The organism is Vreelandella neptunia, from assembly GCF_022489065.1.
In the GTDB taxonomy this organism is placed as follows: domain Bacteria; phylum Pseudomonadota; class Gammaproteobacteria; order Pseudomonadales; family Halomonadaceae; genus Vreelandella; species Vreelandella neptunia_A.
The window spans coordinates 92377-104848 of record NZ_JAKVTW010000007.1 but is presented as its reverse complement, the minus strand read 5'-3'; the positions used below and the strand labels follow the sequence as shown (position 1 = coordinate 104848).

General features: G+C 47.1%; 12 protein-coding genes. 11 read left to right on the top strand and 1 reads right to left on the bottom strand.

What is annotated here, in order from left to right; genetic code table 11:
• Positions 1–10: 10 nt before the first annotated feature.
• The 11 genes from MLE19_RS11535 to MLE19_RS11485 all read left to right on the top strand — a co-directional run bounded on the left by MLE19_RS11535 (position 11) and on the right by MLE19_RS11485 (position 10974).
• On the top strand, positions 11–1072 hold the full coding sequence (locus MLE19_RS11535; RefSeq protein ID WP_240718329.1) for a glycosyltransferase: 1062 nt from the start codon (positions 11–13) through the stop codon (positions 1070–1072).
• Between the two features lie 15 nt (positions 1073–1087).
• Positions 1088–2323: a glycosyltransferase family 39 protein gene (locus MLE19_RS11530; protein WP_240718328.1), complete on the top strand. Its 1236-nt coding sequence runs from the start codon at positions 1088–1090 to the stop codon at positions 2321–2323.
• Positions 2324–3439, top strand: coding sequence for a glycosyltransferase family 4 protein (locus tag MLE19_RS11525; protein WP_240718327.1), 1116 nt, complete (start codon positions 2324–2326; stop codon positions 3437–3439).
• Positions 3436–4104 (top strand): sugar transferase, encoded by a 669-nt coding sequence (locus MLE19_RS11520; protein WP_240718326.1) that lies wholly within the window; start codon positions 3436–3438, stop codon positions 4102–4104. Before MLE19_RS11525 ends, MLE19_RS11520 begins: the two co-directional genes overlap by 4 nt.
• Positions 4101–4934, top strand: a complete 834-nt coding sequence (locus MLE19_RS11515; protein ID WP_240718325.1) for an aldolase/citrate lyase family protein — start codon at positions 4101–4103, stop codon at positions 4932–4934. The genes MLE19_RS11520 and MLE19_RS11515 overlap by 4 nt, the downstream gene beginning before the upstream one ends.
• Positions 4934–5911, top strand: a complete 978-nt coding sequence (locus MLE19_RS11510) for a D-2-hydroxyacid dehydrogenase (RefSeq protein WP_240718324.1) — start codon at positions 4934–4936, stop codon at positions 5909–5911. The genes MLE19_RS11515 and MLE19_RS11510 overlap by 1 nt, the downstream gene beginning before the upstream one ends.
• 1 nt (position 5912) lies before the next feature.
• Positions 5913–6971, top strand: coding sequence for a UDP-glucose 4-epimerase GalE (galE, locus tag MLE19_RS11505; protein ID WP_306420911.1), 1059 nt, complete (start codon positions 5913–5915; stop codon positions 6969–6971).
• 2 nt (positions 6972–6973) lie between these two features.
• Complete coding sequence (gene tviB, locus MLE19_RS11500; protein WP_240718322.1) at positions 6974–8242, top strand: Vi polysaccharide biosynthesis UDP-N-acetylglucosamine C-6 dehydrogenase TviB; 1269 nt, start codon at positions 6974–6976, stop codon at positions 8240–8242.
• Between the two features lie 41 nt (positions 8243–8283).
• Entirely contained in the window at positions 8284–9315 is a 1032-nt protein-coding gene (locus MLE19_RS11495) for a hypothetical protein (protein ID WP_240718321.1), read from the top strand.
• 193 nt (positions 9316–9508) lie between these two features.
• Entirely contained in the window at positions 9509–9700 is a 192-nt protein-coding gene (locus MLE19_RS11490; RefSeq protein WP_240718320.1) for a hypothetical protein, read from the top strand.
• Between the two features lie 254 nt (positions 9701–9954).
• Complete coding sequence (locus MLE19_RS11485) at positions 9955–10974, top strand: hypothetical protein (RefSeq protein ID WP_240718319.1); 1020 nt, start codon at positions 9955–9957, stop codon at positions 10972–10974.
• A 352-nt stretch (positions 10975–11326) separates the two neighbouring features.
• Here the strand turns inward: MLE19_RS11485 and MLE19_RS11480 are convergent, their stop codons facing one another.
• A complete protein-coding gene (locus MLE19_RS11480; protein ID WP_240718318.1) occupies positions 11327–12292 on the bottom strand; it encodes a sulfotransferase in 966 nt (321 codons plus the stop codon).
• Positions 12293–12472: the final 180 nt, after the last annotated feature.

Sequence of the window (12472 nt, the reverse complement as noted above, 5' to 3'; positions counted from 1 at the left end):
AGGCAAAAGTATGAGAATTTTACATATTATATCTTCAGCTGCTGCTGGAGGGGCTGAAGTATATGCCAGAGATCTTTCAATTGAGATGGCAAAACGTGGGCATGAAGTGTTTATTGTTTTTCTAGATCGTGCCTCGGAAGCAGGTAGGGACTTATCTTTTGAAAGCTCTTTTTTGAATCAGCTCCAAGAACATAATATTGAATTTGGTTTTATTGGTCAGAAAGCAAGAAAAAATCCATTACTAGGTGTTTTATCGCTACGTAATTTAGTTAAAAAATTTAAGCCAGATGTTGTTCACTCACATTTATATTATGGCGCTGTTTTTGCCTTGTTCTTAACGGGTGTGAAAAGAGTTTATACTCATCACAATATTCGCTTGAGAGCTAACAAGCATATTTATAAGTTGCTCGATTTAAGAATGGACGCTTACATAGGTATATGCGATGCCTGTAAGCGATTATTAGAAGGCGTGACGAAAGGACCTGTTCACCATATAGATAATGGTGTAGATGAGTCTAGAATCGTCAAAAAAGTACAATATATAGAGAGTGACCCTGTAAAGCTGGTGTTTGTTGGGCGCCTGTCGGAGCAGAAAAATATTCGCTTATTGTTAGAGGCAGTTGCTCGTGTAAAAGGGCACAATTTCTTGGTTATGATTGCAGGAGAAGGCGCATTTTTGCCTGAACTTAAAGCGTTAGCAGAATCGCTTGATATTACGTCGAAAGTTCGCTTCCTGGGTAATGTTATCGATGTTAAGTCGCTGTTAAATGAGAGTGATGTCTTTGTCATGTCGTCTGCATGGGAAGGACTGCCCATTGCTCAAATTGAAGCAACATTGGCAGGTTTGCCCGTCCTAGTGACCAATGTTGGAGGTTGTTCTGAAATAGTCACCAGCGTCGGAAATGGTGTCGTGGTTGAGGTAGATCTCGAAGAGTATTCGTCAGCACTAGAAACACTTGTTAATGACTACCCACTGCGCTTGCAATTTCACGAAAATGCCATGAAAAATTCCTGGATTTATTCGATTACAACTTCTGTCGACAAGCATTTAGATGTCTATCGGAGTTTATGATGATGGTTGGCCTCAATGACTGCTGATTTTTATGTTTTAATTATTTTCTTGCTGGCTGCGGTTTACTGCATTGGTATCTCTGTAATGTACCGTTGGCTATTGTGGCCATTAGTGCTTGCTTACCTTTTTAGAAGCTTTCTTTTTGTACTTGATTATTTAGCTATTTTTAGACCTCCTGGCGCTGATACCGATGCGTTGCGCTTTACGCGGATGGCATTTGAGTGGTCACTATTAAGTTGGCCAGACTTGTTGTCATTGAATTTATTGTTTAATTCATTATTTTATTCATGGCTCGGCGCCATTATTATGAAGTTGGTGGGCACCTCAGAGCATATTTTGCCGGTTATGAGTTTCTTGTTTGGTTTTGTGGTGGTGGCTACCACGGCTTTAATAGCTTATGACCTTTGGGGCAAGCGAACGGCTACAATCGTAGCTTTGATAATGTCACTTTATCCCTTTGCCGGATTTAACTCAATTTTGGCAATGCGTGAAGAAGTTGCGATTATGTTTTTCATATTGGGTCTATTCTTTTTCCTAAGATGGGTTGGGGGGAAAAGTATTATAGGTTTATTATGGGGTTGTATGTTTTTTGGTATGGCAGTTCTTTTCCATCCTGGGTGGATTGGTGCGTTTATAGGCGTAGGTGGTTATTTAGCTTTCTTTATTTATAAAACATTTAAAAATAAAGACATGTCGAAACTGTCTTTTCAAGATGCCGTTAAGGTGTTGTTGTCCGTAGCAATGCTGGTCATGTCAGTAGGCATGATTGGCTTGAGTGGAGGCATATCATTAGGTAAAGGTGTTGAAATTGGTGGCGATGAAGAGAGTGGAATCGGTGAAGCAATAGAGTCGCGTTTTGAAAGAGAGGCAACAGGTGGCTCTGCTTATCCAGCTTTTATTGCTCAAGGTAATCCCTTTACTCAACCTTGGCTAATACCAGGTCGTGTCATATATTTCCATTTTTCTCCATTTCCTTGGGATATTAGAAGCCCACGTCATCTATTAGGTATGGTTTCATCAGTTCTCTATATATTCTTGGCGTGGCGCCTCTATAAGGGGTGGGGTACGATAAAAAATCGTGAAGAGTGTTTGGCTATGCTGTTCATATTCGGTGCGTTGACGTTTATTTTTGCTATTGGTGTTACCAATATTGGTACCGCTACACGCCATAAAACTAAACTTTTAGGCATCTTTGTTCTTCTTGCAGCTTCTTCTTTTCACACTCTTTCAATTAAATTAAGGAGAGCCTGATTGTTGGACATTCTAATTGTTGCGGGTAACGCTCGTTCGCTGATCGCCAATCGTGGTGATCTTATTCAGGATCTTAAGTCGCAAGGTTTGACTGTGGCAGCAGCGGTGCCCAGTGCAGACTATCTCGCGGAAGTTGAGTCATTAGGTATTCCCATTTATCGATTTGAGATGGGCCGTACGGGTATGAATCCGGTGCATGATTTCAAGACGATTTTGTCGTTACGTAAGCTTATGAAATCATGTAAACCAAAGGCTGTTTTTGGGTACAATATTAAACCCGTTATTTATGGTAGCTTTGCAGCTAAATTAGCTGGCGTGCCACGTATATATTCGATGATTACGGGCTTAGGGCATGTTTTTGCTGGAGGCAATAAGAATAAATATGTCTTAAAAATAGCCTCCTTGCTATATCGAAGCGCCTTGTTTTTTAACACAAAAGTTTTTTTTCAGAACCCAGATGATATCAAAGAATTTAAAGATCGAGGTATTTTGACAGACTCTAATAAGGTCGTTCGGGTATATGGGTCTGGCGTCAATATGGAGCAGTACCCTGCACAGGCATTACCTACTGGAAACGTTACTTTCCTGTATATAGGGCGCCTTCTTTATGAAAAAGGTATTAATGAGTTTTGCGAAGCAGCCGCTCTGATTAAAGCTGACAATCCCCACGCTCGGTTTGTAGCAGTAGGCCCTCATGATCCCACGCTTCCTCACTCATGCAGCAATAGTGACCTAGAGCGTTGGAAGTCTGTCGGCGCCGTAGAATTTATTGGTGGTGTTTCAGGTGTTCGCCCTTGGATAGAGCAAGGCACGGTATTTGTCTTCCCTTCCTATTATCGAGAGGGAACGCCTCGCTGTGTATTGGAAGCGATGAGCATGGGTCGTCCTATTATCACGACGGATTCACCTGGTTGCAGGGAGACGGTTATTAGAGGAGAGAACGGGATATTAGTGCCACCACGTGATCCCAAAGCAGTCGCTGCCGCGATGCAGCGCTTCCTTGATGAACCTTTGCTGGCTGAGCAGATGGGTAAAGCCAGTATACGGTTCGTCGAGGAGTATTATGACGTTCGCAAAGTAAATCGTGTGATCATGGATTCTATGGAGTTGGTATGAATTTTATCGTCAAACGATGTTTCGACTTTGCCGCTAGTCTTATCGCTCTCGTCATATTCTCACCACTGCTTTTGGTCGTTGCTCTGTGGATTAAGCTAGATAGCCAAGGGCCGGTGTTCTTCATGCAACAGCGTGCAGGGCGGGGCGAGCAACCTTTTAAGATATTTAAGTTTCGCACCATGCTGCACCGTGCGCCTAATGAAATTGACCAACATCAAGAGCAGGTGGTAAGTGCTGGCCATGACCCGCGTATTACCCGGGCAGGGCGCTTTATTCGTGCCACCAGCCTCGATGAATTGCCACAACTGATCAACATCTTAATAGGTGATATGAGCGTGGTGGGACCGCGTCCGGTGTTGATGGAGCAAACTGAAGTGGTGCCGCCTAGCTATAAAAAACGCTTTAGTTTGCGTCCAGGATTAACCGGGCTTTCACAGGTGAGGGGGCGACGTAGCCTGGGTTGGCTCCAGCAGCTGGCTTTTGATGCTGAATATGTTGAGAAGCAAAATTTGGCGTTTGATCTCAAAATTTTACTGCTGACCGTTAAAGTGGTGCTGACGGGTAGCGGTATCTACGGTGAAGCAGGATTGAACTGGCGAACATACCGTGATCGTTTGAATGGCCAGCCTCCGCAGGACAGTGACGTTGAAGAGGCAATACGATGAGCCAGCTTAACTTTATGATGATTACCGCGAGCCCTGATGTCGCTGCTTTTATAGAACAGCATGGCGTGGCACGGATCTTCATGGATCAAGAGGTGCTGGGCAAGGCGGAGCGCCAAGGGCATCTGGATACGCATAAAGCGGCCCATACCCTGGAGCAGATCGCTGGCGTTGCCAGCGTGCTTAAGCATGCTGAGTTAATGGTGCGATTGAACCCTCTTCATGTGTCAACGCTTAGCGAAGTGGATGCGGCGATTGAGCATGGCGCCCAGCGTTTGATGCTGCCGATGTTTTCCTCGCGTGACGAGGTGGGGCAGTTTTTGGAACTGGTGAATGGCCGTGTGCCGATTACCTTTCTTGCGGAAACGGCCGCTTCTTTGGTTCGGTTACCCGATTGGCTAGGCTTGCTGACGCCTGGCTATGACGAAGTGCACATTGGCCTCAACGATCTCTCCTTGAGTATGGGCCTTAGCTTTCTGTTTGAACCCATGGCCGCGCGGTTATTAGACCCTGCTGCTGCGGTGCTCAATCAGGCGGGCGTGACCTGGGGTGTGGGTGGTGTTGCGCGGATCGGCCAGGGCGAGCTGCCTGCTGAAACGGTGTTGGGCGAGCACGTTCGTCTGGGTTCGGAGTGGATTATTCTTTCCCGCGCTTTTCACTCGGGGGCAGCCACATCGGCTGCCTTGCTTGAAACTCTCGATTTTCCTGCCGAGATCGAAAAATTACGTCAGGCGGAAACGTATTGGCGTGGCACTGACGAAAGCATGTTGCTCGACAACCAGCGTCAGTTGGCTGAGTGTGCTTACCGACTGGGTAACCGAGGAGCCGCGTGATGTCGCCTCAACCGATCCAGCGAGTGCTCTATCTACAGAAAGCCGAGGTGCTTGATCAGCAGCAGGCGCTTGTTACTCGTGCCTTGGAGGCCGCATTGCCGGATGCGGAAATCTTTTTTGCTGGCAGTGTAGAGGCTGTGCCGAGGCATGCTGAATTCGATGTGGTGATTACTCCTACGTTACCGTGGTTGCCCGCGGCGTTGGCAAAACTTGACGGCTATCGCTGGCTACATTTTCTCTCTGCTGGCGTTGAGAAGATCTGGGAAATGGACTTTGATAAAACCGGCACGCTGATGACCAAGAGCAGCGGCGTGCACGGTGCGCCGATGAGCGAATACGCCATTGGCGCGATGTTGTACTTCACTAAACAGTTTGGTCGCTTTCATGATCAGGCGAAGCAGGCGCTATGGCAGCGCAGCTGGCTTGGGGAGCTGTCCGGCTGTCAATTGACTGTTCTAGGGCTTGGACATATCGGCCAGAGCCTTGCCCGGCGTGCCAAGGCGTTCGATATGCAGGTGGTCGGTACTCAGCGTACGCCGCGTGCTATTGAGGGCGTCGATCGGGTGGTGGCACTTGAGGAGATTGGGGTTGAGCTCGCACGTACGGATTTTCTGGTGGTGTGTTTGCCGCTGACCGATGCCACTCGCGGCGTGGTGAATGATCACTTGTTAGCCCAGCTTAAGCCAGGCGCCGTGTTGGTCGATATTTCACGCGGTGGCGTGGTGAGTGGCGAGGCGTTGCTGCGCGCACTGGACAACGGCACGCTGAAAGGCGCCGCCCTGGATGTGTTTGAGCAGCAACCACTGCCTGCAGAGTCCCCGCTATGGAGACGCAGTGATGTGTTGATCACACCGCATGTCTCCGGCACAACGCCCTTCTATTTAGAGCGTGCGCTGGAGGTGTTTGTTGATAACCTGCGCGCTTATCAGCATGGCCAACCCTTTACCACGGCGGTGAGCATTGATGCAGGATACTAATATGCAGCAAGGCAACATTCTTGTAACGGGTGGGGCTGGATATATCGGCTCGCACACCGCGTTGGCTTTACTTGAGGCAGGTTATGAGGTCGTGGTGCTAGATAACCTGATCAATGCCTCAAAGGAGTCTCTGGTTCGTGTTGAGCAAATTACCGGGCGCTCCTTAACCTTTATTGAGGGCGATGTTCGCGATCGCGCCTGCCTAGACCAGCTGTTTAGCGAACATGCTATTCATGCCGTGATCCATTTCGCCGGGTTGAAGGCGGTCGGCGAGAGCGTTGAGCAACCATTGGCTTATTACGATGCCAACGTCAACGGTTCCGTGACGCTGTGCCAAGCGATGGAGCAGGCTGGCGTTTTCCGCTTGGTGTTCAGTTCGTCCGCCACCGTTTATGGACCCGATGCGCCAGTGCCTTATCAGGAAACCATGCCGCGCGGCCGAACGTCGAATCCTTATGGCGCCTCCAAGTCGATAGTCGAGCAAGTCTTGGAAGACGTGGTAAAGAGTGATGAGCGTTGGTCGGTGGCGCTGCTGCGTTATTTCAACCCTATCGGCGCGCATCCATCAGGTCAGTTGGGAGAGGACCCACAGGGCATTCCCAATAACTTGATGCCCTACATTGCTCAGGTGGCGGTAGGTCGACGCGACGCATTAACCGTCTTCGGCAACGACTATGCCACTGCAGATGGAACCTGTGTCAGAGATTACCTGCATGTCATGGACCTTGCAGAAGGGCATGTCGGCGCGGTGGGCCATCTGAATCAGCCGGGGGTGCATGTCTATAACCTGGGCACTGGCCAGGGGCTTTCAGTGCTTGAGATGGTAAAGGCGTTTGAGCGTGTCAGTGAACGACCTATTCCTTATCAGTTTGCTCCACGTCGCGAGGGTGATTTGGCAGCGTTCTGGGCAGATCCTCACAAGGCCCAGCAGGAGCTTGGTTGGCAGGCACGCCGCAACTTGGATGACATGATGATTGACACTTGGCGTTGGCAACGCCAAAACCCTCACGGTTATCGCACGGATAACAGTGATACGCCCTTAGGGATGTCGCACTCCTGAATATGGGTAACATTTGCGTGGGGGTTATCGGCCTAGGGTACGTAGGACTGCCGCTTGCTGTCGAGTTCGGTAAAGTCATGCCTACAGTGGGCTTCGATATCAACATAAAGCGTATTGCGGAGCTGAATGGTGGTATCGACTCTACCCTGGAAGTTGAGCCGTTGTTATTAGCAGCTTCTAAACAACTTCGTTTTGTCAGTAGCCTTGATGCTTTACGCGCCTGCAATGTGTATATCGTGACCGTACCAACGCCCATAGATAAGAGCCGTCGCCCTGATTTAACACTGTTGATCCAGGCCAGTGAAATGCTTGGAGAGATTATCTCCAAAGGCGATGTGGTGATCTACGAGTCAACGGTTTATCCGGGCGCTACCGAAGAAGAGTGTATTCCCGTTATTGAGCGAATTTCAGGTTTGGCCTATAACCTGGATTTTTTTGCAGGCTACAGCCCTGAACGTATAAATCCAGGTGATAAAGAGCATCGCATAACCAAAATTACCAAAGTGACATCGGGCTCAACTAAAGAGGCAGGAGAATTTGTCGATGCCCTCTACCGCCGCATTATTACGGCAGGTACACACTTAGTAAGCAGTATCCGAGTCGCTGAAGCCGCTAAGGTCATTGAAAACACACAGCGTGATGTGAACATCGCCTTGGTCAATGAATTTGCGGTTATTTTTGAACGGTTAAATATTGATACCGAAGAGGTGCTGCTTGCGGCGGGAACGAAGTGGAACTTTCTGCCCTTTCGCCCGGGGCTCGTTGGGGGGCATTGTATTGGCGTTGATCCTTACTACCTGACGTACAAAGCCCAGCAGGTGGGCTATCATCCGGACGTTATTCTGTCGGGTCGTCGTATTAACGACGGTATGGGGACTTACGTTGCCAGTCAGCTTATTAAGCAAATGATTAAAAAGCGTATTCAAGTAGAAAAAGCGCATGTATTAGTAATGGGGCTTACGTTCAAAGAAAATTGTTCTGATCTGCGCAATACGCGGGTCGTTGATATTCTTACTGAGTTGTCCGAGTACGATGTTACTTCAGATGTTTATGACCCGCATATCAATCAACAAGAGGCTGAGCAGGCTTATGGTGTTTCAGTCACGGCTTCTCCGGGGTTATGTGCTTACGACGCCATTGTATTAGCGGTCGCGCACGATGAATTTAGAGAGCTTTCGATAGCGACTATCCGTAGCTGGGGGAAGCCTGTTCATGTGCTATACGATTTAAAATACGTGTTGCCTAAGAATCAAACCGATCTGCGGCTTTAAGCATCGTGGCCCACTGTTCAACTAACAAGGTAATTGATTGAATGAGTGATATCCGTCGGCCTGCAGCCATAGAGGATCCCTTGAATAGCGATGATGACAGCAGAGGTGATTTGCGTCATGGCTCGCAATGTCACCCCAGCGAGCGGTATTACTACAGTACCTACGGCTTCACTGTTGTTTCGCATATCCCCTTACCGGAACTCACTCCGATAGACTCGTGTGATCAGCCCGATATTGAAATTGTCGCTGGGGATGTTGACCAGACACTGTCAAACGGGCGTCAGGTTAATCGCTGGTTACAAATGGGGGATGATCAGTGCCAGATGTGGATTGAAGGTATTGCAAATTACCGTGTCGAGAGTGGCAAGCGGATCGTTGTTGACCGGCGGGTTAAAGAACCGATGGCTGCAGCAGCTTCCCCGGCAGATGTCCGTGTTTATCTTTTGGGCAGTGCGTTAGGTGTGCTGGCTTATCAGCGCGGCTGGTTGCCATTACATATCAATGCAGTGCAAGCGCCCTCGGGCGCCGTGTGGGCGTTTACCGGGCCGTCTGGCGCGGGTAAATCGACCATGGGCGCATGGCTACATACTCGACTCGGCTGGCCGCAAATCACCGACGATGTGGCCGTGGTAAAGCCCGAGGATCAACTGCCGTTATTATATGCAGGCCCTCGGAAAATAAAGCTTTGGAAAGAAACGATGGAAGCACTGCAAATAGGCATGCAGGGCGCGCAGCGTGATTTAAGCAGGGCTGACAAATTTCATATCCCCTTAAGCAATACGAACGAAGCAACGATTTTAGCCCCCCTGCAGCACCTCGTCATTTTGGAGCGGGGCGCTGAGGGTAGCGAGCCTAGCTTAACGGAAGTGTTCGGTGATGAAGCCGTTGTCATGCTGCTTGATACGCTTTATCGAGCTGAATTCGGCCGTGAATTCATGGCACCCGAAAAAATAGTGCAAATGTGCGAAAAGCTGGCGGCAAAATTACATATCTATCGTTTCGCACGCCCGTGGGGGTTCGATGCCATGGCCGAAAATTTGGCACCAATTTTGAAAAAAGCGAAATTAAGCTAGTGACTTTTGTTGCTCTTATAGTAATATTAGGTATCTGAATGTAACTTTTGTTTTGCAGCGCGCTACGGTAGTGAAGCAAGCTTGCTGTCTGCGAAAGCGCATACAGAGGTCATTATGACAAGCATGGTTTTCTCAGCGCCTATCCTAGGCACCTTGAGCAGACCAAGTAATAAAAAGCAAAAGGAGCATAGGCATGGGAACGACTAAAGTACGTAAAGTTTATGAGCGTCCGGTGTTAGTGGAAATCGGATCAATGGCCGAAAAAACCGAGTTCTTCTTCTCACCTGGTTTCTTCGAAAAGCTGTTTGAATACAAGAAGCACTATTTCCACAAAAAATATGGTAATCATCATCCGAGCTTTCCGGACACACCGGATTTCTCCTAAGCTGTTCGCTGTTCGAAATGCTCGGGCGGAAGAGTTTTTTTGCCTGGGTAGTGCTTAGCGAAACGTCATTCGGCCTGCAGCGTTTATGGAGCTGCAGGCTTTTTGTTGTATGTTGTAAGCCAAAGAAAGCGATGACGAGGGCTGTTTAATACTCGTATATCTTAACCTACATTTTTTAAAGTGCTGATGAATGTTTAGTTGGTGTATCGTTGCCAACAACAGTGTGCTTGTCAGGATTTATCAAGGGAATCACGATGGCTGAGAGACGTGCTACCAGTTCAGCGGACGATAGTCTGTCAGAGCAAAAGGAAAGGCGTGGCAATTTACCTGCCATTAATCAGCGTTACTACTACCTTACCTACGGGCTCAAAATATGCTCTACGCTTGAGCTACCTGAGCTTCCTGAAATTGCCCCATGTGAACATCCGGATGTGTTAGTAACAACACCCGGCGTGGCTGATCGGCTTGAAGAGGGTTCCTATCTCACAAATTGGTTAGAAGTGGGAGATGACCGCTGTCAGATTACTGTAGAAGGCATAGCTCGCTACCGTGTTGAAGAGGGGCAGCGTATATTGCTTGACCGTCGAGTGCCAAGGGGAGTAGATCCTGTCGCTGACCCAGGCGACGTGCGCCTGTTTCTGCTAGGTAGTGCCTTAGGAGCGTTGCTACATCAACGTCATTGGTTACCGCTTCACGTTAGCGCCCTTAATACCCCTGCAGGGGCATGGGCATTTACCGGCCACTCGGGTGCTGGTAAGTCCACCATGAGCGCATGGTTACACTTTTCTCAGCAGTGGCCGTTAATTACCGACGATGTTGCGGTTATTAAACCAGATGACACTGAGCCGCTTCTTCATCCAGGGCCGGCACGAGTAAAGCTTTGGCGGGATGCACTGAAGGCGTTGGGAATTGAAACAGAAGGTCTTGTTAGAGACCTGATGCGCGCCGACAAGTATCATCTCATGATGAACAAAGGCGTACGTTATGATGCCCATCGCTTAAGTGCATTAGTTCAGTTAGAACGTGCCGATGAAGGTGAAGAAGCTAGCCTTCGGAAGTTGTCGGGTATAGAGGCGTTCAAAACCGTAATGGGGGCTATTTACCGCCCTGAACTAGGCGGTGAATTTAATACTGACGAACAGCTGATGCGGGAAAGTATACGCTTGGCGCAGCAAATTAGTGTTTATCGCTTTCGACGCCCTTGGTCATTAGAGGATATGGATAAAAACTTAAAGCCTCTGCTTGATGAAATTAACACTCAGGCAAATAAGTAGCCAGTTTAGAGTAAGAGATTCACTAGCTACACCTAGGCAACCATTGTTTAGACCACTAAGGTCTCTTTACTCTGCCAGGGTAGCAACGGGATGAATTCGTTAGCGTTGAGAGTAGGCTAAGTCGCTAAAACTGTCTACAATTCCTCGGAGAGGCTATTGACCTTGGCTGAAAAGTCAGTTTTTACGCCTCACCAAGAAAGAATAGATGGTATTCTTTTATGGATGATTATCCAGATCATCCTTCTAGGCGCAGAGTTAGTAGCGGCCACTGATTATCGAGATAGCATAAAGCTTACACCGGCGCACTTTCGGTATTACTAACCTTCTCCCTATAATGATCCAGGGTCTTCCACTAGTATCGATATAAATGTTTTCCCATGTTATTTTTGATAAAAGTGGTTTCTTTAGAAAATTCATCGTTTTCATGCATTTTAACTTTTTCAAAAGCTTCAGAAAAATCAAAACAATCAAAAACAGTAGGCCTTTTTTTCAACTCAGCAAACTCCTCTAACTTACATAATGCCGTTTCGAAATCAAAAAAAATATCTTCAAACCATATGTCAGTTACCTTGCTAGGGTCACATTTCTTCAGCATAGCAGACATTCGGTCATACCTAGGTAAGTATTCACTTACGAAATGAGAAGCTGCTTCACTAGGCATCATGGTGTGATATCGCTTTTTTCTTTTTAACAAAAAATCAATAAATTGATCTCTAGGGTCCCGCCTCACCACTACGATTTTAACATCACTCAAAATATCCGATATTATACAACCGTAGCGTTCATCAAATAAAAGTCTTGGTGTGAAAAGTTGGTCGATGACGACTTTTTTATCACTGCTAACACAGCTTTTCAATGAAGCAAAATACGTATCCATCATTTCTTGAATTTTTAGTTGTCTAGTAGATATTTCAAGACTATTCGCTTCATTAAGAAAAAGCTCTAGCTCTTTCAGCATGCTTTTTGTATGTAAAGAAAATCCTGGTAATCGCTTATCATATGATCGTTTCCCACTCCGATATTGATTAACTTTATCAATAATTCTTTGGGGAGCGCCAGGCAGCCTAAGTAAAAGAGAAAAAGCCACACGGCTGGCGGTAGGGATTTTATCTCCAAACCCTATAAGTGACCGTTTTACATTAAAAAACTCCTCTGCTGTTGGAGTCTCGTGCGCATATATTTTGGATGCAATATCATATAGGCCAGACTCACCTATACGCAATTCACCTTCCAATACGTTCACTTCCTCATAAGCAGAGACAATATCGATCCAGGGTGTAGATCCCGTTGATACGGATCCTCCAATTGAAATTATCATTATATACACCTGGTGATTCAAGTTTAAAATTGCTTTTGAATAAGCAAAAGATCTTATAATAAATATGTAATAATTTTATCATAATATATTAAAACAGCAAGTCTGATTAGACTTCAAGAAGATGCCGCCAATTGCGTATCATTAAGAAAAATGCATTGAAGTTAGAGGGTTGCAGTAATT